Source organism: Herbaspirillum sp. SJZ099, assembly GCF_007828355.1.
GTDB lineage: Bacteria > Pseudomonadota > Gammaproteobacteria > Burkholderiales > Burkholderiaceae_D > Herbaspirillum.
In genome coordinates, this window is the sequence record NZ_VIUO01000004.1 from 390,573 (window position 1) to 417,114 (window position 26,542).

At 63.2% G+C, this 26,542-nt stretch carries 21 protein-coding genes, 1 tRNA gene and 1 pseudogene; 11 read left to right on the top strand and 12 right to left on the bottom strand.

Annotated elements, in window-relative coordinates; translation table 11 throughout:
- Positions 1 to 49 precede the first annotated feature (49 nt).
- Positions 50 to 439: a hypothetical protein gene (locus tag FB597_RS11935; protein WP_144769637.1), complete on the top strand. Its 390-nt coding sequence runs from the start codon at positions 50 to 52 to the stop codon at positions 437 to 439.
- A 46-nt stretch (positions 440 to 485) separates the two neighbouring features.
- Here FB597_RS11935 and FB597_RS11940 read toward each other — a convergent pair.
- Positions 486 to 1,708 (bottom strand): annotated as a pseudogene (locus tag FB597_RS11940) (tyrosine-type recombinase/integrase).
- Between the two features lie 171 nt (positions 1,709 to 1,879).
- Positions 1,880 to 1,964 (bottom strand) — tRNA-Leu (locus FB597_RS11945).
- Positions 1,965 to 2,087: 123 nt separating this feature from the next.
- On the opposite strand from FB597_RS11945, the gene FB597_RS11950 reads away from it, so the two are divergent.
- On the top strand, positions 2,088 to 4,049 hold the full coding sequence (locus FB597_RS11950; RefSeq protein ID WP_144769638.1) for an APC family permease: 1,962 nt from the start codon (positions 2,088 to 2,090) through the stop codon (positions 4,047 to 4,049).
- Positions 4,050 to 4,096: 47 nt separating this feature from the next.
- On the opposite strand, the gene FB597_RS11955 is transcribed toward FB597_RS11950, so the two are convergent.
- The 4 genes from FB597_RS11955 to FB597_RS11970 all read right to left on the bottom strand — a co-directional run bounded on the left by FB597_RS11955 (position 4,097) and on the right by FB597_RS11970 (position 7,034).
- The gene (locus FB597_RS11955; RefSeq protein ID WP_255517156.1) at positions 4,097 to 4,480 is read right to left on the bottom strand and encodes a surface-adhesin E family protein; all 384 of its coding nucleotides are present in this window, start codon (positions 4,478 to 4,480) and stop codon (positions 4,097 to 4,099) included.
- 79 nt (positions 4,481 to 4,559) lie between these two features.
- The gene (locus tag FB597_RS11960) at positions 4,560 to 4,718 is read right to left on the bottom strand and encodes a hypothetical protein (RefSeq protein ID WP_186442779.1); all 159 of its coding nucleotides are present in this window, start codon (positions 4,716 to 4,718) and stop codon (positions 4,560 to 4,562) included.
- Between the two features lie 104 nt (positions 4,719 to 4,822).
- Complete coding sequence (locus tag FB597_RS11965; protein ID WP_144769641.1) at positions 4,823 to 5,902, bottom strand: tartrate dehydrogenase; 1,080 nt, start codon at positions 5,900 to 5,902, stop codon at positions 4,823 to 4,825.
- Positions 5,903 to 6,095: 193 nt separating this feature from the next.
- Positions 6,096 to 7,034 carry a D-hexose-6-phosphate mutarotase gene (locus FB597_RS11970; protein ID WP_144769642.1) on the bottom strand — a complete coding sequence of 313 codons (939 nt, stop codon included), beginning with the start codon at positions 7,032 to 7,034 and terminating at the stop codon, positions 6,096 to 6,098.
- A 226-nt stretch (positions 7,035 to 7,260) separates the two neighbouring features.
- Here FB597_RS11970 and FB597_RS11975 point away from each other — a divergent pair, with 226 nt between their 5' ends.
- The gene (locus FB597_RS11975) at positions 7,261 to 8,481 is read left to right on the top strand and encodes a glycoside hydrolase family 5 protein (protein WP_222428643.1); all 1,221 of its coding nucleotides are present in this window, start codon (positions 7,261 to 7,263) and stop codon (positions 8,479 to 8,481) included.
- Positions 8,482 to 8,548: 67 nt separating this feature from the next.
- Positions 8,549 to 9,463 carry a LysR family transcriptional regulator gene (locus FB597_RS11980; protein WP_141912518.1) on the top strand — a complete coding sequence of 305 codons (915 nt, stop codon included), beginning with the start codon at positions 8,549 to 8,551 and terminating at the stop codon, positions 9,461 to 9,463.
- Between the two features lie 14 nt (positions 9,464 to 9,477).
- Here the strand turns inward: FB597_RS11980 and FB597_RS11985 are convergent, their stop codons facing one another.
- Positions 9,478 to 10,545: a substrate-binding domain-containing protein gene (locus FB597_RS11985; RefSeq protein ID WP_144769643.1), complete on the bottom strand. Its 1,068-nt coding sequence runs from the start codon at positions 10,543 to 10,545 to the stop codon at positions 9,478 to 9,480.
- Positions 10,546 to 10,750: 205 nt separating this feature from the next.
- Here FB597_RS11985 and FB597_RS11990 point away from each other — a divergent pair, with 205 nt between their 5' ends.
- The 6 genes from FB597_RS11990 (at position 10,751) to FB597_RS12015 (ending at position 19,085) form a co-directional block, all read left to right on the top strand.
- Positions 10,751 to 12,394: an OFA family MFS transporter gene (locus tag FB597_RS11990; protein WP_144769644.1), complete on the top strand. Its 1,644-nt coding sequence runs from the start codon at positions 10,751 to 10,753 to the stop codon at positions 12,392 to 12,394.
- A 465-nt stretch (positions 12,395 to 12,859) separates the two neighbouring features.
- Positions 12,860 to 13,336: a formate dehydrogenase subunit gamma gene (locus FB597_RS11995; RefSeq protein ID WP_141912524.1), complete on the top strand. Its 477-nt coding sequence runs from the start codon at positions 12,860 to 12,862 to the stop codon at positions 13,334 to 13,336.
- Positions 13,336 to 14,913 carry an NADH-quinone oxidoreductase subunit NuoF gene (locus FB597_RS12000; protein WP_144769645.1) on the top strand — a complete coding sequence of 526 codons (1,578 nt, stop codon included), beginning with the start codon at positions 13,336 to 13,338 and terminating at the stop codon, positions 14,911 to 14,913. The genes FB597_RS11995 and FB597_RS12000 overlap by 1 nt, the downstream gene beginning before the upstream one ends.
- A 41-nt stretch (positions 14,914 to 14,954) precedes the next feature.
- Positions 14,955 to 17,831, top strand: a complete 2,877-nt coding sequence (gene fdhF / locus FB597_RS12005; RefSeq protein WP_144769646.1) for a formate dehydrogenase subunit alpha — start codon at positions 14,955 to 14,957, stop codon at positions 17,829 to 17,831.
- 127 nt (positions 17,832 to 17,958) lie between these two features.
- Positions 17,959 to 18,804, top strand: coding sequence for a formate dehydrogenase accessory sulfurtransferase FdhD (fdhD, locus tag FB597_RS12010; protein ID WP_144769647.1), 846 nt, complete (start codon positions 17,959 to 17,961; stop codon positions 18,802 to 18,804).
- 53 nt (positions 18,805 to 18,857) lie between these two features.
- Complete coding sequence (locus tag FB597_RS12015; protein WP_141912532.1) at positions 18,858 to 19,085, top strand: formate dehydrogenase subunit delta; 228 nt, start codon at positions 18,858 to 18,860, stop codon at positions 19,083 to 19,085.
- A 93-nt stretch (positions 19,086 to 19,178) separates the two neighbouring features.
- On the opposite strand, the gene FB597_RS12020 is transcribed toward FB597_RS12015, so the two are convergent.
- From FB597_RS12020 to FB597_RS12035, 4 genes are all read right to left on the bottom strand, one after another.
- Positions 19,179 to 20,486, bottom strand: a complete 1,308-nt coding sequence (locus tag FB597_RS12020) for an MFS transporter (RefSeq protein WP_144769648.1) — start codon at positions 20,484 to 20,486, stop codon at positions 19,179 to 19,181.
- A 69-nt stretch (positions 20,487 to 20,555) separates the two neighbouring features.
- Entirely contained in the window at positions 20,556 to 21,398 is an 843-nt protein-coding gene (locus tag FB597_RS12025; RefSeq protein ID WP_144769649.1) for an NAD(P)-dependent oxidoreductase, read from the bottom strand.
- Between the two features lie 18 nt (positions 21,399 to 21,416).
- Positions 21,417 to 22,418, bottom strand: a complete 1,002-nt coding sequence (locus FB597_RS12030) for a transketolase family protein (protein ID WP_141912540.1) — start codon at positions 22,416 to 22,418, stop codon at positions 21,417 to 21,419.
- Positions 22,418 to 23,287: a transketolase gene (locus tag FB597_RS12035; RefSeq protein ID WP_141913334.1), complete on the bottom strand. Its 870-nt coding sequence runs from the start codon at positions 23,285 to 23,287 to the stop codon at positions 22,418 to 22,420. Before FB597_RS12035 ends, FB597_RS12030 begins: the two co-directional genes overlap by 1 nt.
- A 172-nt stretch (positions 23,288 to 23,459) precedes the next feature.
- Here FB597_RS12035 and FB597_RS12040 point away from each other — a divergent pair, with 172 nt between their 5' ends.
- Complete coding sequence (locus tag FB597_RS12040) at positions 23,460 to 24,356, top strand: LysR substrate-binding domain-containing protein (RefSeq protein WP_144769650.1); 897 nt, start codon at positions 23,460 to 23,462, stop codon at positions 24,354 to 24,356.
- Here FB597_RS12040 and FB597_RS12045 read toward each other — a convergent pair.
- Positions 24,350 to 26,341, bottom strand: coding sequence for a TonB-dependent siderophore receptor (locus FB597_RS12045; protein ID WP_370454684.1), 1,992 nt, complete (start codon positions 26,339 to 26,341; stop codon positions 24,350 to 24,352). The two genes, FB597_RS12040 and FB597_RS12045, sit on opposite strands and share 7 nt — an antisense overlap.
- Positions 26,342 to 26,542 lie beyond the last annotated feature (201 nt).

Sequence of the window (26,542 nt, forward strand, 5' to 3'; positions counted from 1 at the left end):
ACCCCGGCGCTTTTCGTGCTAGGATCCTTGCAAAAAATAGGGGGGGACGATGACCGAACAAGAGAAAAAGTTCTGGCTTGACCATCGGCTAGAGACGTACAAGTCGATGATTAGCATCTCGGTCGAGGGATTCAAATACTTGGCGCTTTTGAACGGTGGTGCAGCGGCTGGACTAATGTCGGGGTTAAATGCCCTCAAGCAATCCGTAAGCATGTGCGCTTTGAAAGTCGCGATTGCGTGTTTTGCACTAGGATTGATACTCAATTGCGTAGCTTTTTTTGGTTCCTACTTCACGCAGAATGCAATTTTTAATGAGAGCATTGGACAAGCGAAATCCAACGCGCATGTTCCTTACTTCCTGCTCGCCACGATATTTTGTATTCTGAGTATCGTAGCGTTTGGTCTTGGTTGTCTTAGTCTTATTGTTGGTGTTCATTGAGGGCGATTTCCTTCTGTTCGCCCTTTGAGAGTCAGAGATATTCTGCTTAAGCCTTTTTTAATTGGATTACATCGGCACCTTCTCGCAGCCGATCCAGATAATCCGCCCATGCCTGCATCATGCGCTTTCGCTCTGGTAAATGAGATGTGCGGTTATAGGCGCGCCCGTTTGGATCCCGTACTGCGTGGGCCAATTGGTGCTCAATGAGATCAGGGCGCTCGCCGAGAACCTCATCAAGAATGGTGCGGGCCATCGCTCGGAAGCCATGAGCCGTCATCACCTCTTTGCTATATCCCATGCTGCGCAAAGCGGCATTGACAGTATTTTCGCTCATGCAGCGCTCACCAGTTCGGATGCTTGGGAAAACATAGTGCCCATGCCCGCTGATGACATGGAGGGCACGTAACACTTCAACCGCTTGAGTAGACAATGGGACTAGATGCTCCGTCCCCATTTTCATCTTGGATGCAGGAATGCGCCATTCGGCAGCATCAAGGTCGAACTCTACCCACTCAGCGGCGCGTAGCTCACCCGGTCGGACGAAAACCATTGGGGAGAGCTTGAGCGCCCCCACGGTATACGGATGTCCGGTATATCCATAGATTGCCCGCAACAGTTCTGCTACTTGCTTGGGTTCCGTGATGGCTGCAAAGTGGCCCTTGGGGACAGCGGCCAATGCGCCGCGCAGGTCTGTGGTTACGTCGCGTTCGGCTGCGCCTTCCGCCACTGCGAATCTGAAAACCTGGCCGCATATCTGCTTCACCCGGTGAGCGGAGTCGATAGCGCCTCGGGCCTCCATTCGGCGGACGGCGGCGAGCACGTCACGTGGCCCAATGGTCGAAATGGCTTGTTTGCCGATGACCGGAAATACGTTGCTTTCCAGCCAGTTCGTGATTTTCTCTTGGGTAGTGGCCGCGCGATTTGCCGCCGTCTTGGAAAGCCATTGGCGAGCGACAATCTCAAAGGTATTGCCTTATTGCCTGCTGCGATGATTTGCGCCTGCTTCATGTCTCGCTTGCTTTGAGCGGGATCGATGCCGTCCGCCAGTAGTTCACGGGCTTCATCTCGGCGCTTTCTGGCTTTGGCAAGAGGAACTTCAGGATAGACACCCAAAGCCAAGGTCTTGCGTTTATTTAAGTATCGATAGTCCATGCGCCAGTATTTCCCCGTAGCCTTCACGAGAAGATACATGCCGCCGCCATCGGCGTATTTGTCGCCATTTGGTTTGATGGGCTTTACTTGCTTCACAAAGGTATCAGTCAGGGACATAGCGTGTTTGACGGTATCTGGAATTGGAGGGTAGGGAGATACCGTCAAAAATGACGGTATTCATCGTGGATGTAATGCTACGTCCTTGGACGAACGCGGACAACAAAAAGCCCGCTGTGTCAGGAGACACGCGGGCTTTGAAACATCTTTGGACTTCGTTGAATAATTAGTTGGTGCCGGGAGCCGGAATCGAACCGGCACGCCTTGCGGCGCGGGATTTTGAGTCCCGTGCGTCTACCTATTCCGCCATCCCGGCAACGCAAGCGCGAGATTATGACGGATTTTGAATTGGCCGGCAAGTCCCCAAAACCGGAAGCGGGTATCATGGCGGGTTGGAGAAATACAAGGCGGTGCGGTTTCGCATCGCCAGCCTCAAGTAATGAAGCCGTTGAAGATTCGTGAAATAGTGATCGGGAAAGCGCTCGACCCTCTCAAGAGCGAAACCCGCCATTCGCTGGCGCTGGTGGCTTTCCTGGCGTGGGTCGGGCTGGGGGCGGACGGGTTGTCGTCTTCCGCCTACGGGCCCGAGGAGAGTTTCCGGGCATTGGGCGAGCATACCCATCTCGGCCTCTATCTGGCGCTCGCTACCGCGCTGACCGTGTTCATTATCGCGCTGGCCTATAACCAGGTGATCGAACTGTTCCCGACCGGGGGCGGCGGCTATCGCGTCGCCACCAAGCTGGTGGGGCCTTATCTCGGCCTTGTGTCGGGGGTGGCGCTGATCCTAGATTATGTGTTGACCATCGCCATTTCGATCGCTTCCGGCGTCGATGCGCTGGCATCCATGCTGCCGCTGGGTTTCCAGCCTTACAAGCTGTGGGTGGAGGCCGTCTGCATCGGTATCCTGATCGTGCTCAACCTGCGCGGCCTGAAGGAGGCGATCCGGGTGCTGCTGCCGATCTTCCTCGGTTTCGTGGCGACGCACCTGCTGCTGATCCTGTACGGCATCTTCGCGCATGCCGGGCATTTCCCTTCGCTGGTTCCCGACACGCTGGCCGATACCGGCGAGCTGGCCCAGCACATCGGCTGGTCGGGCGTGGCGGCCATGTTGCTGCTGGCCTATTCGCAGGGCGGCGGCACCTATACCGGGCTGGAGGCGGTCTCCAACAACGTCAATATGCTGGCCGAGCCGCGCGTGCGCACCGGCAAGGTGACCATGATCTACATGGCCTTGTCGCTGGCCTTCACCGCCGGCGGCATCTTCCTGCTCTACCTGCTGTGGGATGCCCGCCATGTGGACGGCCAGACCCTCAATGCCTCGACCTTCCGCATCATCATCGGCAGCCTCGGCATCGAGGCCAAATGGGTCAACGACCTCATGCTGATGGTGGTGCTGGCGTTTGAGGCCGGGTTGCTGTTCGTGGCGGCCAATACCGGTTTCCTGGGCGGGCCGGCGGTGCTGTCCAATATGGCGGCCGATTCCTGGGTGCCGCACAAATTCCGCTATCTCTCCACGCGGCTGGTGACGCAGAACGGCATCCTGGTGATGGGCGTGGCGGCGCTGGTGATCCTGTTCTGGACGCAGGGCAGCGTGACGCTCCTGATCGTGCTGTATTCGATCTCGGTGTTCCTGACCTTTGCCATTTCGCTGTTCGGCCTGTGCCGCTACTGGTGGCGCCGCCGCCGGCAGCTCGACCACTGGAAGCGGCGCTTCCTGCTGTCCCTGGCCGGCTTTGTGATCTGCGCCGCCATCCTGTGCGTGCTGGTGGTGGAAAAATTGTTCGACGGCGGTTGGGCCACGGCGGTGATCATCGCCGCCATGTCGGCGCTATGCATCTATATCCGCAACCATTACCGCGCCACCAAGCAGGCCATCCGCACCGTCGACCAGATCTTCGCCAACCAGCCCTTCGGCCCGCACCAGGGGGAGATCCTGCCGGATCCGTCCCGGCAGACCGCGGTATTCATCGTCGGCACCTCGCGCGGCGGCGGCTTGCATGCGCTGCTGTGGGTGCAGCGCATGTTCCCGGAGCATTTCAAGAACTTCATCTTCGTCAACGCCCGCACGGTGGATTCGCATGCCTATGGCGGGGAAGGCGCGGTCGAGCAAATGCGCGCCGAGGCCGATGCGACGCTGCAGTTCTTCGTCGATTTCTGCCGTAGCCACGGCCTGGCTTCGGCATCCCGCCTCGGTTTCGGCACAGATGCCGTGCAGGAAGTGACCCGGCTTTGCTATGAGATCAGCAAGGAGTATCCCAACGCCATCTTTTTCACCAGCAAGCTGATCTTCGAGCAGGACAACTGGTTCATCCGCCTGCTGCACAACCAGGCGGCGCTGGCAGTGCAGCGGCGGCTGCATTTCGATGGCTTGCAGATGGTGATCCTGCCCATGAAGGTGTGAGTACCCCGGGATCTGGGCCGGGAAGAAACGGGCTTATCTGGGAGGACTTATTTGCCGCAGACCGCGTCGATGGCGCGTTCGCCGGTGGAGCCCGGAATCGGGTCTTGCAGCCTGACGTCCGCATAGGACAGTTGCGGCGCCAGCAGCAAGGTCCCCTGGCCGTCCGGTTGCGCATACATCTTGCGGCTGCCGAAGCCGAGCTGGCGGTTGTTGCAGTCGAAGTAGGCGGTCGAGATTTCCGACGTGTAGTAAGTCTTGCTGCCTTGGCCCATCAGCAGCTGGGGACGGTTCCAGTTCAACAGGATTTGCGCCTGGCGGATGCTGCGGGTGGCGACGATGCTGTTCTTGTCGACGAAGAAGCTGCCGATGTTGTTATCGCCCAGCGGCGACCATTCGGCATGGGCCGGCAGTGCCGTGCAGGCCAGTGCCATTGCGATAGCCAGGCTTGCCGGCGCGCGCAAGACGGAGGATGAAAAAAACGGTACGTCCATAGGGCGGAGTGCGTCGCGATCAACTGAACATGATTGCCAGCATTGCCACATCATCTTCCAGCAGCAGCGCCAGGGTCGCGCTCCAGAAGAGCGTTTCGGCCAGGAGCCGGTTCCAATTGTGCTGCAGCCGCAATGACATGTCCGGTTCGGTGATCGGGATGATTTGAATTGCGCTCATCCTAACATGTCGTGCGCGGACGGTCATGGGGGAGGGGCCGGCAGGCCGATTGCCTGCCGCCCGGTCGGCGGCCGGGAAGCCGCCGGGATGCTGCATTATCGAATTTAGATCGCTGCCGCGATGGCTTTGCCGACTGAGGTGGTGTCGCCCTGGCCGCCCAGGTCGGGAGTCTTCGGGCCATCCTTGAGCACATGTTCGACCGCGGCCAGGATGGCGTCGTGCGCCTGCCGGTACTTGGCCTCGCCGTTGCCGAGGAAGTCCAGCATCATCGCGCCCGACCAGATGGTGGCGATCGGATTGGCGATGTTCTTGCCGAAGATGTCCGGCGCCGAACCGTGCACCGGTTCGAACAGCGAAGGCAGTTCGCGCGACGGGTTGATGTTGGCCGAGGGCGCGATGCCGATGGTGCCGGCGCAGGCCGGGCCGAGGTCGGAGAGGATGTCGCCGAACAGGTTGGAGGCCACCACCACGTCGAAGCGGTCCGGATTGAGCACGAAGTGGGCGGTCAGGATGTCGATGTGGTATTTGTCGCGCCTCACATCGGGGTATTGCTTGCCCATGGCTTCCACGCGCTCGTCCCAGTAGGGCATGGTGATGGCGATGCCGTTGGATTTGGTGGCCGAGGTCAGGTGCTTTTTCGGACGGCTTTGCGCCAGGTCGAAGGCAAACTTGAGGATGCGGTCGGTGCCCTTGCGGGTGAACACCGATTCCTGGATCACGGTCTCGCGGTCGGTGCCTTCATACATGCGGCCTCCGATGGAGGAGTATTCGCCCTCGGTGTTTTCGCGCACCACATAAAAGTCGATGTCGCCGGGCTTGCGGTTGGCCAGCGGGCAGGGCACGCCCGGCATCAGGCGCACCGGGCGCAGGTTGACGTACAGGTCGAACTCGCGGCGGAATTTCAGCAGCGAACCCCACAGCGAGACGTGGTCGGGCACCGTGGCCGGCCAGCCGACCGCGCCGAAGAAGATGGCTTCGAAGCCCTTCAACTGCTCGAACCAGTCGTCCGGCATCATCTTGCCGTGCTTTTCATAGTAGCCGCAGTGGGCCCAGTCGAAATGGGTGTATTCGATCTCGATGCCGAACTTCTTGCTGGCGGCCTCGACCGCGCGCAGGCCTTCCGGGATGACTTCCTGCCCGATGCCGTCGCCGGCGATGACCGCTATCTTATGTTTCCTTGCCATACTGTTCTCCTCGATGATGTGGCGCCCGTGGGCAAGCTCTCAGGGAGGAAATCATAAACGCATTCGGGCGGCGATCATGCACGGATCGGTGATTCCATGAAACACGATCCGTGAATAATTGCTGGATCCAGTCCACCCAAGAAAAAGCCCGGCGTACGGCCGGGCTTGTACAGGGACAGGAGATAAATTCGGTTCAGCCGCCGAGTTGCTCGGCCCACATCGTTACCCCCATGCTGTGCGCTTCGCCGGGCGCCAGTTCGACCAGGTCTTCCATCACGTTGGCGGTTTCGATGCACAGCATGCGCTGCCAGGCGTCGTCGGCGAACTGGGACAGGCGGCGCGCCTTGCTGGCCCACGGGTTCCACACCACGGCCGAGGTCGAGCCGCTGGCTTCGATGCGGATGCGGCGCTTCCAGCCTTCATCGCGGATCGCCAATTGGGGCGGCAGGTCGAGGTAGATGCGGTCGGTTTCGCCGCTGACCGCCAGTTCGCGCTTCTGTTCGCGTTCGGCCCAGCCTTCCAGCGTTTCGATGTAGCGCCGTCCCTCCAGGCCTTCCACCGCTACGTCATGGATGCTGCTCACGGCGAAGTAGGTGTGCAGCGCCTGGGTCAGGGCGATGTGCTGTTCGCTGTTGTTGCGGGTGGTCAGGTTCAGGTGCAGGCGGTCGTCCAGCAGGATGTCCAGGCGCAGTTCCAGGCCGGCCGGCAGGTGGCGCAGGCTGGGCGAATCGGTGGTGGGCGGGATGGCCAGCGTCAATCGCACGCTGTCGCCCTCGATGGCGCTTTCCTGCAGCAGCCAGTCGATGCCGCGCACCAGGCCGTGCGCCGGCAGCCGCCCGCCGGAATGCAGCGCCTGCACCTGCGGCGGGTTGCGCATCAGGTCGCCAAACCACGGCCAGCAAACGGGGATGCCGCCGCGCACCGAATTGCCGGCTTCGAAGGCGGCCTCTTCGCTCATCCAGACCACCGGCTCCTGGCCATGCGCCTGGTAGCGCAGCACTTGCGCGCCTTGCTCGGCCACCAGCAGCTCGGCCCGGGCGGTCTGGATGCGCAGGCATTGGAGCTGGTTGACTTCGATGCGCTGGATATGCGGGACTTCCTGCGGAACAGTCCCGTCATCTGTGGTGATCATGCTGGAAACTCCGAAAAAATTGCGATAGTGCAAGCCTGCCACATTTCGCCCCGGCGAGGAATGGCCGGGGCATTTTCTTGTGGCTGCAGGCTTGTCATTTGTGCATGTTCTGGCATGCCATGCGGCGCATCGTTAAAGATCGATTTCTCAAGTCATACGCCTCCGGCCATGCACCAATGTCGGTGCGGGGTTGTCCAACGGCATTCGCACAACGGGAATTGCCGACATGACGAACCTATGCAAGCCGATGAAGAAACTGATTGCCATCCTGGGGCTCCTGGTCGCCACGGGTGTGACGACGGCGGCGCCTGCGCTTGCCGCCGACTCCATGCAGTTCTGGGACAGCCCCCGGCACGGGGGCAACAGTTTCAACCGGTTGCCGCCCGACCAGGCCTATTTCGATGCGTTGCGCGCGCATGGCGCCGATTGGGTGCGCCTTTCCTATGACAAGTGGCGTGCGCAAGGCAGGGATTTCCTGCTGGGGGATGCCGACCGTTATCAAGGCCTGGCCGAGCGCGACCTGGCCACGCTCAGGGAAACGTTGGCAAGAATAGACAAGGCCGGGTTGAAGGCGGTGATCGCGCCGCTGTCGCTGCCCTATGCGCGCTGGTCGCAAAACAATGGCGACAAGTTCGATGACCGCCTTTGGCAGGATCGGCAGCGCTGGCGCGATGCCGTGCGCTTCTGGCGCGACCTGGCGCAGGCATTGCGCGGGCAGCCGGGCATCGCCGCGTATAACCTGATCAATGAGCCGGCGCCGGAGAAGATGGGCGGCTTGCCGGAACATGCGGCGCCCGAACGCATGCGGCAATGGTATGCCGAGCAGAAGGGGAGCGGGCGCGACCTGCCGGCTTTTTATGCCGAACTGATCCGCGCCATCCGCGAAGTCGATCCGGACACGCCGATCATGGTCGATGCCGGCTGGTACGCGGCGGCCGACGCTTTTGCCTATTGGCCCGAACCGCTGGCCGATACGCGCACGCTGTACAGCTTTCATATGTACGAACCTTATGAGACGACCAGCGGGCCGAACCTGCGCCGGCAGCCGCCGTTGCGTTATCCCGGCGATACTCGTTTCGGCGGCGTGGCGCAATACTGGGATGCCAGGCGCGTCGCCGCTTATCTTGAGCAGCCGCTGGCCTGGGCGCGCGCGCACGGCATTCCGATGTCGCGCATGGTGGCCGGCGAGTTCGGCTGCATCCGCACGCTCGACAGTTGCGAACGTTATCTCGATGACGTGTTGAGCGTGCTGCAGCGTTCCGGCGTGCATTGGGCCTTTTATGCGTTCCGCGAAGACAATTGGGATGCCATGGACTATGAACTGGGCAAGGGCAAAGTCCACTGGAGTTATTGGGATGCCCAGGAAAAGGGCTTGCCCGATCCGGTCAAGCGCCGTGCCACGCCCGAGTTCGAGGTGATACGGCGCCGCCTGCAAGACGGCGGGTGAGCCGTTGCGTCGGGCTGGTCATGGGTGGCTATAATCCACGTATCGTTGACCCGATCCGCTACGAACCGTGAACAATTCTCCCTTGCTTGAAGACCTGCGCCTGTTTTGCGTGGTGGCCCGCCGCAGCAGCTTTGCCGAATCGGCCAAGGAGGTCGGCGCTTCGCCGGCCTACATCAGCAAGCGCATCGCGCTGCTGGAACAGGCGCTGGGCGTACGCCTGTTCCATCGCACCACGCGCAGCGTAGTGATGACGGAGGAGGGCGGCAACGTCCACGACTGGGCGCGCAAGATCCTCGACGATGTCGAGCAGATGATGGAGACGGTCAGCAGCGCCAAGCGCGTGCCGCGCGGACTGCTGAAGATCAGCACCAGCTTCGGCCTGGGCCGCAAGTACGTCTCGCCGCTGCTGTCCGAATTCGCGGCGCTGCATCCGGAACTGAAGATCCAGCTGGAGCTGGTGGATCGCCAGATCGACCTGGTCAACGAAGGCTTCGACCTCGACATCCGCGTCGGGCCGGGGCATGAGCCGCATCTGTTTTCCAAGCGCATCATGCCCAGCCAGCGCGTGCTGTGCGCCAGCCCGGCTTACCTCAAGCGCCACGGCTTGCCGGCCGACCTGGCCGCATTGCGCCAGCACCAGTGCCTGGTGATCCGCGAGCGCAACCAGTCCTTCGGCATCTGGCGCATGATGGGCCCCAAGGGGGCGGAGACGGTCAAGGTGTCGGGCGGCCTGGCCTCCAACCACGGCGAAATCATCCACCAGTGGGCGGTGGACGGCCACGGCATCATCCTGCGTTCGATCTGGGACGTGGCCGAGAGCCTGAAGCGCGGCCGCCTGGTGCGCATCTTGCCGCAGTATTACCAGGAAGCCGACCTGTGCGCGGTCTATCCGCTGCAGTTGAAGAATTCGGCCAAGGTGCGCGAATGCGTGCGCTTCCTGCAGAAAAAGCTGGATGTGAACGCGCCGGCCATCACCGTGTAAGCCGGGTCGGCGGTTCAGCCGAAGGCTTCTTTCAGCGTCTGGATCTTGCCGGTGTCGGTGGCGTCGTAACCGGCCAGGTTGTTGACCGCGGCGCGGAAGGCGTCCGATTGCAGGATGTCGATCACCGCGCGGATCAGCGGGTCGTGCAGCGACGCCGCCGGCAGCGCGAAGAAATAGCGCTCGCGCACCAGCGGGATGAATTCCAGCCCGAAGCGCTGGGACGCGGTCTGCACGCCGAAGCCGACGTCGGCCATGCCGCTGGCGATGAAAGCCGCCACCGCCGAATGCGTGAATTCGGTGTTCTCGAAGCCGTTGATCTTCTTGCGGGCGATGCCGGCGCCGGACAGCATCAGTTCCAGCAGCATGCGCGTGCCCGAGCCGGCTTCGCGATTGACGAAGCGCAGGTCGCCGCGCGTGAGGTCGGCCAGCGATTGCACGTTCTTGGGATTGCCCGGCGCCACGAACAGGCCCTGGTTGCGCACCGCCAGGTGGATCAGGCAGTCGCTGCGCTTGTTGAGCCATTTGGCGTAGGTGGCGATCGCCGGCCGCTCGAATTCGCCCAGCGGCACATGAAAGCCGGCCAGGTCGCATTCCTGGCGCGACAGCGCGGCCACGGCATCGGTGCTGTGGCGGTAGCGCACTTCCACCGGCAGCCGCGCCTCATTGATCTTGCCCAGCAACGCGGCCACCGCGAAACCGTGGCTGGCGTTCAGGCGCACCGTTTCCGACTTGCCTTCCACCGTCTTGCCCAGTTCGATCTCCAGTTCCGACGCCAGGCTGTCGAGCGTGGGCGACAGGCGCGCCGCCACCAGGCGGTCGGCCCACAGCAACTTGTTGGCGAAGGGGGTGAGGGTGGTGCCGCGGCCGCGGCCGCTGTCGATCAGGCGGTTGCCGAAGATGCGCTCGGCGTCGCGCAGCAGGCCCCATGCATGCCGGTACGAATAGCGGATCTGCTGGGCGGCTTGCGCGATCGAGCCGCTTTGCTGGATGGCAGTCAGCAGCGTGAGCAGGTTGGCCGTATCGAGCGGGGCCTCGTTGTCGTAGGCGATTTCCCAGTGCGGCTTGATGTGGACTTTGTACATTTATGAAAAATATAGCATATTGAGTCGCTTGTTTTTAGGTGATAATTTCGCTGCAGCCTACATAAATCATAAAAAATATATGTAGTGTTGTACATATATAAACAGGGAGGAACCTGATTGCAAAGATGGATCGGCTTGCCGTTCCTACCGGCTTTGCAATGGCCTCCCTCTCGATCCACATCATCAATAATTATTCGGAGGAATAATGGCTTTCGATTTCCTGAACAAGGAACATACGGTTGCCAAGCCTGGCTTCAACCGCTGGTTGGTGCCCCCGGCTGCACTTGCAATCCACCTTTGTATCGGCATGGCCTACGGCTTTTCCGTGTTCTGGCTGCCGCTGTCCAAGGCCTTGGGCGTGACCGCGCCGATCGCTTGCGGCGCCGATGTCGGCTTCTTCGCGCAAATCTTCTCATCCTCCTGCGACTGGAAAATCTCCATGCTGGGCTGGATGTACACCATGTTCTTCGTCCTGCTCGGCATTTCCGCGGCGATCTGGGGCGGCTGGCTGGAACACGCCGGCCCGCGCAAGGCCGGCGTCGTGGCAGCGCTGTGCTGGTGCGGCGGCCTGCTGATCTCGGCCGTCGGCGTCAAGACCCACCAGCTGTGGCTGATGTGGCTGGGCTCCGGGGTGATCGGCGGCATCGGACTTGGCCTGGGCTACATCTCGCCGGTGTCGACCCTGATCAAGTGGTTCCCGGATCGCCGCGGCATGGCCACCGGCATGGCCATCATGGGCTTCGGCGGCGGCGCGCTGGTCGGCAGCCCGCTGGCCGACATGCTGATGAAGAAATTCGCCACCCCGACCTCGGTCGGCGTATGGGAAACCTTCGTCGCCATGGCCGCGATCTATTTCGTGTTCATGATGGCAGGCGCCTTCGGCTACCGCGTTCCGCCTTCGGGCTGGAAGCCGGCCGGCTGGACGCCGCCGGTTGCCAACAACAACACCATGATCACCCAGAACCACGTGCACGTTTCCAAGGTCTGGGGTATCCCGCAGTTCTGGCTGGTGTGGCTGGTGCTGTGCCTGAACGTGTCGGCCGGCATCGGCGTGATCGGCATCGCTTCGCCGATGCTGCAGGAAGTCTTCGGCGGCCACCTGCTGGGTGTCAATGTCGGCTTCAACGACCTCTCGCCCGAACAGAAGACCGCCATCGCCGCGCTGGCAGCGGGCTTTACCGGCCTGATCAGCCTGTTCAACATCGGCGGCCGTTTCGCCTGGGCCTCGTGCTCCGACTTCTTCGGCCGCAAGATGACCTATGCGATCTTCTTCGTGCTGGGCTTCGTGCTGTACGTGAGCCTGCCATGGTCGGCCAGGGCGGGCAGCATCGCCCTGTTCGTGGCTGCGGTCTGCATCATCCTGTCGATGTATGGCGGCGGCTTCTCGACCGTGCCGGCCTACCTGGCCGACCTGTTCGGCACCCAGATGGTGGGTGCGATCCACGGCCGCCTGCTGACCGCGTGGGCGACTGCCGGCATCCTGGGCCCGGTGGTGGTGAACTACATGCGCGAATACCAGCTGTCGCTGGGCATGCCGCGCGAGTCGGTCTACAACACCACGATGTACATCCTGGCCGGCATGCTGGTGCTGGGCCTGATCTGCAACCTGCTGATCCGCCCGGTCGCCGCCAAGCACTTCATGACGCCGGAAGAGCTGGCGCGCGAGAAGCAGCTGGCGCACGAAAAGTCGGCAGCCGAAGCGGTCGCGACCGTTGCGTCGGGCGACATGTCCAAGATCGGCACCGGCGGCAATCCGGTGGTGATCGCGCTGGCATGGCTGGCAGTGGGGATCCCGCTGATCTGGGGCGTGACGTTGACGCTGCAGAAGTCGGCCGTGCTGTTCCGTTGACCGGGACTTGACGCAACAAGAAGTACCCGGCGCCAGCAACGACGCCGGCAGCGGCGAAAGCCGCTGACACAACCCGCAAGGGGCAGCGATCCGCAGGCGGGTTGTGTCAGCGAGACTATCGAAAAATCAGGAGTGGCGTGTGCCTACCAGGCGCATGCGAACGCCACATCCCCAGTGTTCTGTACCAACCCGCAAAGGCAGGGAGAACATGCATAAACGGAGACCGGCTGTATCCATCCGCGAGGCCATCGGCAGTGGCTCGATGGCGCGGCTTTTGCCGGCATTTGCGGCAGGCATGCCTTTTCTTCCCGTTCTTCCCGTCCTTTCCGGGCTTTCAGCAACGATGCGTTTCAAGCAGGCCGCGCCTCCCTGAGGCGCGCCGTACCCGGTTTCATTTGTTCCCGAAGCGCCGATGACAAGATTCGCAACGAACGGCGGCGTTTCATAGCGAGGCAGGAGACTTCAATGAACAGGCAACAAGACTTCGATGTGGCGGCGGTGCGCGCCATCATCGCCGAACGCAAGGGGATGGCGGGCGCCATGCTGCCCATCCTGCACGGCATCCAGGAGAAGCTCGGCTACATCCCATCGGACGTGGTGCCGATGGTCGCCGACGGGCTCAACGTTTCGCGCGCCGAAGTGCACGGCGTGGTTTCGTTCTATCATTTTTTCCGCCAGCAGCCGCCGGGCAGGCACGTGGTGCAGGTGTGCCGCGCGGAGGCTTGCCAGGCGCGCGGCGCCGACGCGCTGGCCGGGCATGCGCAGGAGATGCTCGGTTGCGCTTTCCATGAAACCACGGCCGATGGCCAGTTCACGCTGGAGCCGGTGTATTGCCTGGGGCAATGCGCCTGCGGCCCCAACATCATGATCGACGATGACCTGCACGCGCGCGTGGGCGCCGACAAATTCCAGCGCCTGGTGCAGGCCAAGCGGGAGGCATGATGCAGACCCAGACTCTGGACACCATCACCGTCTATGTGCCGCGCGACTCCACCGCGCTCGCCCTGGGCGCCAATGACGTGGCTGCCGCCATCGCCGCTGAAGCCGGCAAGCGCGGCGTCAAGATCAAGCTGGTGCGCAACGGTTCGCGCGGTATGTTCTGGCTGGAGCCGCTGGTGGAAGTGGCGACCGCTGCCGGCCGCGTGGCGTACGGCCCGGTTGGCATGGACGACGTGGCCGGGATGTTCGACGCCGGCTTCCTGGCCGGCGGCGCGCATTCGTTGCGGCAGGGGCCGACCGAGGAAATCCCGTACCTGAAGAACCAGGAACGCCTGACCTTCGCGCGCGTGGGCATCACCGATCCGCTGTCGCTGGACGACTATCTCGCCCATGAAGGTTATGTCGGCCTGAAGAATGCGCTGGCCATGGCGCCCGAGTCGGTGGTGCGGCAGGTGCTCGATTCCGGCTTGCGCGGACGCGGCGGCGCGGCGTTCCCGACCGGCATCAAGTGGCAGACCGTGGCCGGCGCCCGGGCGGCGCAGAAGTATGTGGTGTGCAATGCCGACGAGGGCGACTCTGGCACCTTCTCCGACCGCATGGTGATGGAGGGTGACCCGTTCATGCTGATCGAAGGCATGACCATCGCCGCCATCGCGGTCGGCGCGACCGAGGGCTACATCTACGTGCGCTCGGAATATCCGCATGCCATCGCCACATTGAACCAGGCCATCGCCATAGCCACGGAGAAGGGCTATTTGGGCGACAACATCCTGGGCTCCGGAAAAGCCTTCCGGCTGGAAGTGCGCAAGGGCGCCGGCGCCTACATCTGCGGCGAAGAGACCGCCATGCTGGAGAGCATCGAAGGCAAGCGCGGCGTGGTGCGCGCCAAGCCGCCGTTGCCGGCGCTGGAGGGCTTGTTCGGCAAGCCGACGGTGATCAACAACCTGATCTCGCTGGCCTCGGTGCCGGTCATCCTGGCGCGCGGCGCCGACTTCTACAAGAACTACGGCGTCGGCCGTTCGATGGGCACGCTGCCGTTCCAACTGGCCGGCAACATCAAGCATGGCGGACTGGTGGAGAAGGCTTTCGGCCTGACCCTGCGCCAGTTGCTGGAAGACTTCGGCGGCGGCAGCGAAAGCGGCCGGCCGATCCGCGCGGTGCAGGTGGGCGGCCCGCTGGGCGCTTATATGCCGCCCAGCCAGTTCGATACGCCGCTGGACTACGAAGCCTTCGCCGCCATCGGCGCCATGATCGGCCACGGCGGCCTGGTGGTCTTCGACGATACGGTCGACATGGCCAGGCAGGCGCGCTATGCGATGGAGTTCTGCGCCATCGAGTCCTGCGGCAAGTGCACCCCGTGCCGTATCGGCTCCACCCGCGGCGTGGAAGTGATCGACAAGATTGTCGCAGGCCAGAACAATGCGGACCGGCCGCAGCAGGTGCATCTGCTGCGCAGCCTGTGCGACACCATGCTCAACGGCTCGCTGTGCGCCATGGGCGGCATGACGCCGTTCCCGGTGCTCTCTGCGCTGAACCATTTCCCGGAAGACTTCGGCACGCCCAGTGAGAAGGCGGCCTGACCTCTGTATCGAAGACGTAAGAATACGTAAGGAGTTGCACCATGAACCAGCTCAATGAAACGGATTACGGCACGCCGGCGCGTGCCTCGGAACAGGAAGTCACGCTGGAGATCGACGGCGTCGCCATCACCGTGCCGGCCGGCACCTCGGTCATGCGCGCGGCGGTCGAGGCCGGCGTCAACGTGCCCAAGCTGTGCGCCACCGACAGCCTGGAGCCGTTCGGCTCCTGCCGCCTGTGCCTGGTGGAGATCGAAAAGGATGGCCGCAAGATGAAGGGCTATCCGGCTTCCTGCACCACGCCCTGCGAGCCCGGCATGAAGGTGCAGACGCAGACGCCCAAGCTGGCCGAGATCCGGCGCGGCGTGATGGAGCTCTACATCTCCGACCACCCGCTGGACTGCCTGACCTGCCCCACCAACGGCAACTGCGAACTGCAGGACATGGCCGGCGCGGTCGGCCTGCGCGAGGTGCGCTACGGTTACGAAGGCGAGAACCACCTGCAGATGAAGAAGGACGAGTCCAATCCCTATTTCACCTACGACCCGTCCAAGTGCATCGTCTGCAACCGCTGCGTGCGCGCCTGCGAAGAGACGCAAGGCACCTTCGCGCTGACCATCGACGGCCGCGGCTTCGCCTCGCGCGTGTCGGCCGGGCAGTTGGACAGCTTCATGGAATCCGAATGCGTCTCCTGCGGCGCCTGCGTGCAAGCCTGCCCGACCGCGACCCTGACCGAGAAGAGCGTGATCATGCTGGGCCAGGCCGAGCACAGCACGGTCACCACCTGCGCCTATTGCGGCGTGGGCTGCTCGTTCAAGGCCGAGATGAAGGGCAACGAGGTGGTGCGCATGGTGCCGTACAAGGACGGCCAGGCCAACCACGGCCACTCGTGCGTGAAGGGGCGCTTCGCCTGGGGCTATGCGACGCACAAGGACCGCATCCTCAATCCGATGATCCGCAAGAGCATCAGCGACCCGTGGCGCGAAGTGTCGTGGGAGGAGGCGCTTTCGTACGCGGCCAGCGAGTTCCGCCGCATCCAGGCCCGGCATGGCAAGGATTCCATCGGCGGCATCACCTCCTCGCGCTGCACCAACGAAGAAACCTACCTGGTGCAGAAGCTGGTGCGCGCCGCCTTCGGCAACAACAACGTCGACACCTGCGCGCGCGTATGCCATTCGCCGACCGGCTACGGTTTGAAGCAGACGCTGGGCGAGTCGGCCGGAACCCAGACCTTCGATTCGGTGATGAAGTCGGACGTGATCATGATCATGGGCGCCAATCCGGCCTCCGGCCACCCAGTGTTCGCCTCGCAGATCAAGCGCCGCTTGCGCCAGGGCGCCAAGCTGATCGTGATCGATCCGCGCACCACCGAGATGGTCAAGTCGCCGCACGTGCAGGCCGATTACCACCTTAAATTGAAGCCCGGCACCAACGTCGCCATCATCACCGCGCTGGCGCATGTGATCCTGTCCGAAGGGCTGCAGAAGGAGAATTACATCCAGGAGCGCTGCGACGTGAAATCGTACGAAGACTGGAAAGCCTTCGTGCTGCGCCCGGACAATTCGCCCGAAGCCATGGCCGAGGTCACCGGCGTGCCGGCCGAAACCATCCGCGGCGCCGCGCGGCTGTTCGCAACCGGCGGCAACGCGGCGATCTACTACGGTTTGGGCGTGACCGAGCATGCGCAGGGTTCGACCACCGTGATCGGCATCGCCAACCTGGCCATGTGCACCGGCAACGTCGGCCGCGAAGGCGTGGGCGTCAATCCGCTGCGCGGCCAGAACAACGTGCAGGGCTCGTGCGACATGGGTTCCTTCCCGCACGAGCTGCCGGGCTACCGCCACATTTCGGACTCCACCGTGCGCGGCCAGTTCGAGCAGGCATGGGGCGTCACGCTCAATCCCGAGCCGGGTTTGCGCATCCCCAACATGTTCGACGCCGCGCTGGACGGCAGCTTCAAGGGGCTGTACTGCGAAGGCGAGGACATTGTGCAGTCCGACCCCAACACCCAGCACGTGGCCGCCGCGCTGCAGTCGATGGAGTGCATCGTGGTGCAGGACCTGTTCCTGAACGAAACCGCCAAGTACGCGCATGTGTTCCTGCCGGGCTCCTCGTTCCTGGAGAAGGACGGCACCTTCACCAATGCCGAGCGCCGTATCTCGCGCGTGCGCAAGGTGATGCCGCCCAAGGCCGGCAAGTCCGACTGGGAAGTCACGGTGGCGCTGGCCGAAGCGCTGGGCTACCCGATGCCGTACAATCATCCATCGGAAATCATGGATGAAATCGCCGCGCTGACGCCGAGTTTCCATGGCGTCAGCTACGCCAGGCTGGACCAGCTGGGCAGCATCCAGTGGCCGTGCAACGACGCCGCGCCGGAAGGCACGCCGATCATGCACATCGGCAGCTTCATCCGCGGCAAGGGCAAGTTCCTCAATACGCAGTATTTCGCTACCGACGAGAAGGTGACGCAGCGTTATCCGCTGATCCTGACTACCGGCCGCATCCTGTCGCAGTACAACGTCGGCGCCCAGACTCGCCGCACCGAGAACTCGCAGTGGCATAGCGAAGACCGCCTGGAGATCCACCCGCACGATGCCGAGGACCGCGGCATCCGCGAAGGCGACTGGGTCGGCATCGAGTCGCGCGCCGGCCAGACCGTGCTGCGCGCGACCGTGACCGGGAAGGTGCAGCCGGGCGTGGTGTACACCACTTTCCACTTCCCGGAATCGGGCGCGAACGTGATCACCACCGACAACTCCGACTGGGCCACCAATTGCCCGGAGTACAAGGTGACGGCGGTGCAGGTGCTGCCGGTGTCGCAGCCGTCCGAATGGCAGCAGCATTACCAGCGCTTCAACCGCGAGCAGCTTGGTTTGCTGAAGGGCGAGACGGCCGGCGTCGAACCATTGGTGACCAAATGAACCAACCCCATCGTCCTGACGAAAGTCAGGACCCAGTGTCGTTCAACGGTGGTCGATGCATAACGAACGCCACTGGATCCCGGCCTTCGCCGGGATGACGGATTACTGAACTGAATTGCAAGAAAGCATGAACGTACGCATTCCTCCATCCCCCAACATCGACGCAGCCACCGGCGAATACGCAACCTCCGCTCGCGTGACGGTCGAGCGCTGGCGCGACGGCCGGCGCGAGACGGTGGAGGATGTCGTCGCCGAGGAAGTGCCGATCGCGCTGGAATACAACGGCATTTCGCATGCCGTGATGATGGCCACGCCGGCCGACCTGGAAGACTTCGCGCTCGGCTTTTCGCTGACCGAAGGCATCCTGGCCGATCCGGGCGAATTGTATGAATGCGAGATCGTGCCCGGCTGCGAAGGGGTACAGGTGCAGATGCGCATCGCCACCGAGCGCTTCGTCGCGTTGAAGGAAAAGCGCCGCAACCTGACCGGCCGCACTGGCTGCGGCCTGTGCGGCGCCGAGACGCTGGAGCAGGCGGTGCGCCATCCGAAGGCGGTGGTGCATGAAGGGGCGCGCTTCACGATAGACCAGATCCATGCCGCGCTGGAACAGATGCAGGGCGGCCAGCAATTGCAGCAAATCACCGGCGCCACCCACGCCGCCGCCTGGCTGGACGCGGAGGGCAAGATCGCCCTGGTGCGCGAAGACGTGGGCCGCCACAATGCGCTGGACAAGCTGATCGGCGCGCTGGCCGAAGATGGGGCCGACTTCTCCACGGGCGCGGCCATCATCACCAGCCGCGCCAGTTACGAGATGGTGCAGAAGGCGGCGACGGTCGGCATCGGCTTCATCGCCGCCATTTCGGCCCCGACCGCGCTGGCGATCCGGCTGGCGGAAGAAACCGATGTCACCTTGCTCGGTTTCGTGCGCAAGCAGGGGCACGTGGTGTACGCAAGGCCGCACCGGCTGCGCTGAGTGGATGATTCGATGCTTTTCCGGATAAAAGACAAAGACCGCAGGAGGACGACATGAATACCGAGCACCTGACCAGGATGGCCAACCAGATCGGCGCCTTTTTTTCGACCATGCCCGATCATGAGCAGGCGGTGGCGGATCTGGCCGCGCACCTGAAGCGGTTCTGGGAGCCGCGCATGCGCAAGGCGTTTCTTGAACACATCGAGCAGACGCAGGGGCAGGGGCTCGATCCGATCGTGCTGGAGGCGGTGAACAAGCATATGCAGCAATTGGCGGCATAAGCGGGCAACATCAGCGGGCGGCATTAGCGTTGCCTGGCGCCGGGCTCAAAAAAAATCCTCGCCTTGGCGAGGATTTTTTTACGTCAGCTGACGTTACACGCGCACTTCAGGACGTCTGGCGGACCTCGCCATGCCGGTCACCGCAGGCGCGGTTTCGCGCATGGAAAGGGCGCAACAGACGGAAATGACGCCAAGTGCCGAAAACATCAAGGCGGGGCCGATCCAGCCGGTCACGCCATACAGTGCCGTGGCAATCATCGGCAGCAGGCCGGCGACCAGCGAGGCGCCGTTGTAGCCCAGCGAAATGCCGGAAGAGCGCACGTTGGCGGGGAACTGCTCGGAGAACCAGCTCGATTCCACCGCGAAGATCGGGTCGTGGCTCAACAGCAGCGACAGCGCGATCGCGGTGATGACCATGATGACCGAGCCGGTGTTGATCAGCATGAACATCGGGATGCCAAAGGCGATGGTGAACAGCGCGCCCAGCATGAACACCGGGCGGCGGCCGATCCGGTCGCTCAGGGCGCCATAGATCAGGTGGCTCACCAGGCCCAGGGCCGAGCCGATCAGCGTGCCCCAGAGCACCTGTTTGGTGGTGGCCACTTGAGCCAGCACCACGTACGACAGCATGAAGCTGGTGGTGATGTAGTAGCCGCCGGTTTCGGCCAGGCGCGCGCCGATGATCTTCAGAATAGAACGCCAGTCGTTGCGGATCACCTCCAGCGCCGGTTGCCTGACCAGTTTCTGCTCGGCCTTGGCCGCTTCGAACTCGGGCGACTCTTCCACGTTCATGCGGATGAACATGCCGACCGCCACCATCACGAAGGACACCAGGAACGGCGCGCGCCACACCCAGTCGCCCTCGAACAACTCGCCCGACAGCAGGAACGCGCCATTGGCCAGCAGCAGCCCCATCGGGATGCCGATCTGCGGCACCGCGCCGAAGTAGCCGCGCCGTTCCGGCGGCGCATGTTCGCACGCCATCAGTACCGCGCCGCCCCATTCCGCGCCGAAGCCGATGCCTTGCACCATGCGCAGGATAATCAGCAGGATCGGCGCAATCACGCCGGCCTGTTCATACGTCGGCAGCGCCCCGATCAGGACTGTGGCCATGCCCATCGCCACCAGCGACCACAGCAGCACCGCCTTGCGGCCGACGCGATCGCCATAGTGCCCGGCCAGATAGCCGCCCAGCGGACGCATCAGGAAGCCGATGGCCAGCGTGGCGAAGGAGGCCAGGATGCCGATCAGCGGTTCCTTGGTGTGGAAGAACACCTTGCCGAAATAAGCGGCGGCGGCCGTGCCGTAGATGAAGAAGTCGTAGCTCTCTACGGCCGAGCCGATCATGGAGGCAAAGGCGACCTTGTTCGCCTTGCCCCCGCGTGCCTGGGGATTGCTCATTGTCTTGTCTCTCTGGTTGATTGTTCTGTTGCAAGGGAAGGGGACGCATGATGGCCCCGGAATTGCTGCCTACTTCCAGGTCTCGATGACCCGGCTGTCGTCGCGCTGGCCCAGGCCGTTCTCGGCCGCCTGGCGGTATTTGGCATTGGCGATCGACAGCAGCGGCACCTGCGCGCCGCACTCCTGCGCCGCGGCGGCGACCAGGTCGCTGTCCTTGACGAAGATGTTGATCGAGCTGGTGACTTCGACGTCGGTGCCGGCCAGCATGCGCGGGCCGCGGTCCGACAGCATCCAGGAACCGCCGGCGCCGTTCTCGACCAGTTCCAGCACGGCCGCCGGGTCCAGGCCCAGCGAACGCGCCAGGTTCAGGGCTTCGGCGGCGGCGACGATATGCACCGAACACAGGTGCTGGTTGACCACCTTGATGGCCTGGCCGTCGCCCAGGTTGGGGCCGGTCACGCGTACGCTGCCCATGGCGTCGAGCACCGGGCGCACGGCATCGATATCCGGTTGCGCGCCGGAAGCGAAGATCACCAGCTTGCCGGTCTTGGCGCGGGCGACGCCGCCGGTCACCGGCGCATCCACCACCTTTGCCCCGGCCGCGCGCAGGCGTTCGCCTTGTTCGCGCACGCTGGCCGGGCCGACGGTGGACATGACGATCCAGATTTGCCCGGCCACGTCCTTGGCGTTGTCGACGACCGCGGCCAACTGCTGCGGGGTGGCGACCATCACCACCACCGCCTGCGCCCTGGGGGCGTCAGCGAAGGCGGCGACCGCGTTGATGCCGTTTTCGGCGGCGCGCGCGCGGTTGGATTCAACTACCTCGACGCCGGTCACGTCGTGCCCGGCCTGTTTGATCTGCAACGCCATGGGCAGGCCGATGGCGCCTACGCCGATGAAGGTAACGTCCATGATGTGTTTTCCTTGTCCTTATTTCAGCCAGGTCTTGATGTTCCCGACCAGTACCGAGGTCGAGATGCCGTAGCGGTCGTGCAGCGTGGGCAGCGCGCCCGCATCCAGGAACTGGTCGGGCAAGGCGACATGGCGGAACTCCGGCATCACGCGCGCCATCACCAGCGCGCGCGTGACGGCCTCGCCCAGGCCGCCGATGACGCTATGGTTCTCGGCGACGATCACCAGGCGGCCCGGACGGCGGCATTGTTCAATGATGGCGGCTTCGTCCAGCGGCTTGATGGTCGGCACGTGCAGCACGCCCACGCTGGCCGAACCGTCGTCCAGTGCCTTGGCCGCTTCCAGCGCGCGCATGGTCATCAGGCCGGAGGAAATGATCAGCACATCCTTGCCGTCGCGCAGCATCTTGGCCTTGCCCAGCTCGAACTTGTAGTCGTATTCGTCCAGCACGGCCGGCACCTTGCCGCGCAGCAGGCGCATGTAGACCGGGCCGTTGTGGGCGGCGATGGCGGGCACTGCCTGCTCGATGTCCAGCGCGTCGCAGGGATCGATCACGGTCATGTTGGGAATGGCGCGCATCATCGCCAGGTCTTCGGTGGCCTGGTGGCTGGGGCCGTAGCCGGTGGTCAGGCCGGGCAGCGCGGCGCAAATCTTCACGTTCAGGTTTTCTTCGGCGATCACCTGGTGGATGAAGTCGTAAGCGCGGCGCGTGGCGAACACCGCATAGGTGGTCGCGAACGGGATGAAGCCTTCCTTGGCCATGCCGCCGGCGGCGCCCATGAGCAGTTGCTCGGCCATGCCCATCTGGAAATAGCGCTTGGGGAAGGCCTGCGCGAAGATGTGCAGGTCGGTGTACTTGGACAGGTCGGCGGTCATGCCCACGATATTCTGGCGGCGTTCGGCTTCCGCCACGAGGGCATGGCCAAACGGGGCCGGACGGGTCGGCTGGTCGTCGCCGGCGATCGAGGCGATCATCGCCGAGGTCGTCAGGCGCGGCTTCTTTTCAGTAACGGCGTTCATCAACGTTCTCCCTTCGCATGGTTTTCATCGAGCACCGCAATGGCCTGTTGCCATTCCTGCGGATCCACCCGGATAAAGTGGTTTTTCTCGCGCGTCTCAAGGAAAGGCACGCCTTTGCCCATCAGCGTGTCGCACAGGATCACGCGCGGCTTGGCTTCGGCCAGAGCGCGGCAGCGGTCGAAGGCGGCGACCACGGCCTGCAGGTCATTGCCGTTGACGCGCTCCACGTGCCAGCCAAACGACTGCCACTTGTCGGCCAACGGCTCGAAACCGAGGATTTCGTTGGAGTTGCCGTCGGCCTGCTGGCGGTTGATGTCCACCAGGTTGATCAGGTTGGACAGGCCGTGGTGCGAGGCCGACAGCGCGGCTTCCCATACCGCGCCTTCATCCAGCTCACCGTCGGACATCGAGTTGTAGACGAAGGCGGGGTTGTTCTTCAACTGCAGGCCCAGCGCCATGCCGACCGCGATGGTCAGTCCCTGGCCCAGCGAGCCGCCGGAAATTTCCATGCCGGGGGTGTAGGTCGCCATGCCGGACATGGGCAGCCGGCTGTCATCGGAACCGTAGGTTTCCAGTTCTTCTTCAGGGATGATGCCGGCTTCGATCAGCGCGGCGTAGCAGGCGATCGCATAGTGGCCGTGGGAAAGGAGAAAACGGTCGCGGCCTTCCCATTCCGGTTCGTCCGGACGGTAGGTCATCGCATGGCAAAAAGCGGTGGCGAGCACGTCGGACCAGCCCAGCGCCTGGCCGATGTAGCCCTGGCCCTGGACTTCGCCCATGCGCAGGGCGAAGCGGCGGATGCGATAAGCGCGGTGCGCGAGTGTTGCCAGCGCCGGGGCGTGCGCCGGCCCGGCGGTTGCCGAAGTCATCATGACTGTCTCCTGTAGGAAGGGAATCAGGTTGTTGCCGGGCCAACGTTATTACGTTCTTATGTTCTCAATTCACCAATCGTTGAGCCCGTGGGAATCGGTGCTACTCTAGCGAGGGATTTTTGCTGAGACAAAAGAAAAAAACTCAGTATTTAATGAATCAAGTTCACTAATGAATACTTTTCGTAAAGTACCTTTGCCGTTTGTGCGGATCTTCGAGGCGGCCGGGCGTTCGCTCTCGTTCGCGGCGGCGGCCCAGGAACTGAACCTCACGCCCAGCGCCGTCAGCCATTCCATTCGCAAGCTGGAGGAGATGATCGCGGTCAAGCTGTTCCAGCGCAGCACGAGGGAAGTCAGGCTGACGCGGGAAGGCATGCAGTTGCTGGAGCATGTGCAGCGCGGCATCGATGAAATGCAGCGCGGCTTCGCCATCGTGACCAATGAGGCGCGCAGTCCCTTGCGCCTGCATTCGGCTCCCAGTTTTGCCACGCAATGGCTATTGCCCCGGCTGGCCAGCTTTGTCCGCGAATATCCCGATATTGACCTGCAGGTGTCGGCCAGCACCGAATATGCGCGTTTCGATGACGACTTCGACCTGGATATCGTCTACGGCGATCCGCGCTCGTCGCCGCACGAGTCGATCCCGCTGGCGGTCGAAGGCCTGGCGCCGCTGTGTTCGCCGGAGCTGGCGCGGCAGATCCGGTCGCCGCAAGACTTGTACCGCCTTCCGCTGATCCAGTGCGCGGTGCAGCGGTTTCAATGGAAAGGGTGGTTCGAGGCCAATGAGCTGGCGGCGCCGGCCCACTACGGCTTGCGATTCGATCGCAGTTCGATGGCCATCGCCGCCGCGGTGGACGGGCTTGGCGTGGTGCTGGAGTCGACCTTGATGGCCGAACGCGAACTTGCCGCCGGCAAGCTGGTCAGGCCGCTGTCGGGCACGCGGGAAGTGAAATACATCGGCCACTATCTGGCCTATCCGCGCCGCCAGCATCACCACGAGGGCTTCGAGACGTTCAGGGGGTGGCTGCTCGGCCAGCTGGGCCTGGCGGACGGGCCGCAGCCTCAATAACGATATCCCAGCGTCAGCATGACGGTACGGTCATCTCCCAGCGCTACCGCGCGCGCCAGGCCGCCGGTGTAGTACGCGGTATTGAACAGGTTCTTCACGTTCAGCGCCGCGCGCCAGCGTTCGGCGTTGTAGGCCGCGCCGATGTCGGCCAGCACGTAGCCGGGCAGGGTGTAGCCGTTGGTGCGCACCATGCTCTGGCCGCGCACGCCGCCGTTGAGCTCCCAGCCGTTGAGCGCGCCCCTGAAGCGGTAGCGGCCGCTGGCGTTGACGGTGTGGCGCGGCACGTTGTCGAGCCATTGCCCGGTGGCGATGGAGGCGTTGCCCAGATTGTCGGCGGTGATCGCGGCGGTGTAGGAGTAGCCGGCCATGACACTCAATCCGTTGCTCAAATCGCTGGCGAGGCTGATTTCGCCGCCTTGCGAGCGCTGGTTGCTGGCGATCTTGAAATTGGTATTGGCGGGATCGTTGCTGAGCACGTTGTTGCGGCGCAGGTCGAAGACGGCGACGTTGAGGCTGGTGCGTCCCTGGTCGAGGTCGAACTTGACGCCGGCTTCCCATTGCTTGCCGCTTTCAGGCTGGAAGGTGGCGCCGGCCGACGAGGTGCCGGTGTTGGGGTTGAACGAGGTGGTATAGCTCAGGTACGGCCGCACGCCGGGCAGCACTTCGACCATCAGCGCCGCCGAGCCGGTGGTGGCCGACGCCGGGGTGTCGGTGTGGACGCGGGTGAGCCGGTTGTCGGAATAGGTCGAGATGATGTCGTGGCGCAGGCCGGCCAGCAATTGCCAGCGCTGGCCGAAGGTGATCGTGTCGCGCAGGTAGAGGCCGGTGTCGCGCACCGAGGTCGAGGTCTTGGTGTTGGGCGTGGCGGGGCAGGTGACGCGGGTGTACACCGGGTTGTACAGGTTCAGCGCGGGCACCGAGCAGTTGTAGGAGGTGGCGTCTTCGCGCGAGTTCATGTAGTCGGTGCCGAAGGTCAGCGCATGCTTGCCGAAGCCGGTGCTGACGCTTTTCTGCAGGTTGGTGTCCATGACGAAGGTCTGGCCTTCGAAGGTCTGGTCGGTGGCGGTGCGGGTTTCGGTGGCGCCGGTGGCGGTGGAGACGTTGTTGACCACGAACTGGCCGCTCATGCTGAACTGCTGCCAGCGCAGGTTGTGGTGCAGGCTCCAGCCATCGTCGAAGCGGTGGGTCAGGGTATAGCCGAGGCGGGTTTCGGTGGCGTTGTAGGGACGGGCCGAGGGTTCGCCGGTAAACAGCGAACGCGGCAGGCTGCCGTTCCTGTTGCTGTAGATCGAACCGTACAGCGGCAAGCCTTGCTGGCGCACGTAGCTGCGCTCCTGGAAGCTGGTCAGGATGGTGAAGTCGGTACGCGGGCCCAGGTCCAGCGACAGCGATGGCGCGATGTAACGGCTTTTGGACCAGACATGGTCGGTCGCATCGTTGCTGTTGGCGATGAGGCCGTTGAGGCGGAAGGCCTGCTTGCCATTCTCGGACAGCGATTTGTTCAGGTCCACCGTGGCCTGGCGGAAATCATGGCTGCCCACGGTCACGTCGGCATTGGCGAAATCTTCGCCCTGGGGCCGTTTGCTGACCATGTTGACCAACCCGCCCGGCAGGACTTGCCCATACAGCAGCGATCCCGGCCCCTTGAGCACTTCCAGTTGCTCCAGGCCGGACAGTTGCTCGGCGACGCGGCTGGATGTGGTGGTGCGCAAACCGTCGAGATAGAGCGAATCGGATGCGACCTGGCCGCGGATGATGAAGTCGTCCCAGCCGCGCCGGCCGTATTGGCCCGATACCACGCCGGGCACGTTCTTGAGGGCGTCGGCGATGGTCACCGCCTGCTGGCTGTCCAGCAGCGCGCGGGTGACGACCGTGATCGATTGCGGCGTTTGCGCCAGCGGCGTGTCGGACTTGTTGACCTGGGCGCGCTTGGCCTTGAAGCCGCTGGGGTTGTCGCCGTCGGCGCTCACGTTGACGGTGGGCAATTGCGTATCGGTTGTTTGGGTGGCGGCGAGCAAAGGCGGGAATGTGAGCAAAATGGCCACGGAGCCGCGGGAAAGCGAGGAGAGCATATTTTAGTGAATAGGAATTGTTATTATTTATGTTATCTCATTAATGTGCGACGCAACAAATATTTACAAATTTCTGGCATCGGCCGAACCTGATGCAGCCAGTCGGCCGGAGAT

Excerpts from the sequence above, each read along its gene's own strand:
- FB597_RS11935 (WP_144769637.1), top strand. The coding sequence starts at position 50 with ATGACCGAACAAGAGAAAAAGTTCTGGCTTGACCATCGGCTAGAGACG.
- FB597_RS11950 (WP_144769638.1), top strand. The coding sequence starts at position 2,088 with ATGAAGCCGTTGAAGATTCGTGAAATAGTGATCGGGAAAGCGCTCGAC.
- FB597_RS11955 (WP_255517156.1), bottom strand. The coding sequence starts at position 4,480 with ATGGCACTGGCCTGCACGGCACTGCCGGCCCATGCCGAATGGTCGCCG.
- FB597_RS11960 (WP_186442779.1), bottom strand. The coding sequence starts at position 4,718 with ATGAGCGCAATTCAAATCATCCCGATCACCGAACCGGACATGTCATTG.
- FB597_RS11965 (WP_144769641.1), bottom strand. The coding sequence starts at position 5,902 with ATGGCAAGGAAACATAAGATAGCGGTCATCGCCGGCGACGGCATCGGG.
- FB597_RS11970 (WP_144769642.1), bottom strand. The coding sequence starts at position 7,034 with ATGATCACCACAGATGACGGGACTGTTCCGCAGGAAGTCCCGCATATC.
- FB597_RS11975 (WP_222428643.1), top strand. The coding sequence starts at position 7,261 with ATGACGAACCTATGCAAGCCGATGAAGAAACTGATTGCCATCCTGGGG.
- FB597_RS11985 (WP_144769643.1), bottom strand. The coding sequence starts at position 10,545 with ATGTACAAAGTCCACATCAAGCCGCACTGGGAAATCGCCTACGACAAC.
- FB597_RS11990 (WP_144769644.1), top strand. The coding sequence starts at position 10,751 with ATGGCTTTCGATTTCCTGAACAAGGAACATACGGTTGCCAAGCCTGGC.
- FB597_RS11995 (WP_141912524.1), top strand. The coding sequence starts at position 12,860 with ATGAACAGGCAACAAGACTTCGATGTGGCGGCGGTGCGCGCCATCATC.
- FB597_RS12000 (WP_144769645.1), top strand. The coding sequence starts at position 13,336 with ATGCAGACCCAGACTCTGGACACCATCACCGTCTATGTGCCGCGCGAC.
- fdhF (WP_144769646.1), top strand. The coding sequence starts at position 14,955 with ATGAACCAGCTCAATGAAACGGATTACGGCACGCCGGCGCGTGCCTCG.
- fdhD (WP_144769647.1), top strand. The coding sequence starts at position 17,959 with ATGAACGTACGCATTCCTCCATCCCCCAACATCGACGCAGCCACCGGC.
- FB597_RS12015 (WP_141912532.1), top strand. The coding sequence starts at position 18,858 with ATGAATACCGAGCACCTGACCAGGATGGCCAACCAGATCGGCGCCTTT.
- FB597_RS12020 (WP_144769648.1), bottom strand. The coding sequence starts at position 20,486 with ATGAGCAATCCCCAGGCACGCGGGGGCAAGGCGAACAAGGTCGCCTTT.
- FB597_RS12025 (WP_144769649.1), bottom strand. The coding sequence starts at position 21,398 with ATGGACGTTACCTTCATCGGCGTAGGCGCCATCGGCCTGCCCATGGCG.
- FB597_RS12030 (WP_141912540.1), bottom strand. The coding sequence starts at position 22,418 with ATGAACGCCGTTACTGAAAAGAAGCCGCGCCTGACGACCTCGGCGATG.
- FB597_RS12035 (WP_141913334.1), bottom strand. The coding sequence starts at position 23,287 with ATGACTTCGGCAACCGCCGGGCCGGCGCACGCCCCGGCGCTGGCAACA.
- FB597_RS12040 (WP_144769650.1), top strand. The coding sequence starts at position 23,460 with ATGAATACTTTTCGTAAAGTACCTTTGCCGTTTGTGCGGATCTTCGAG.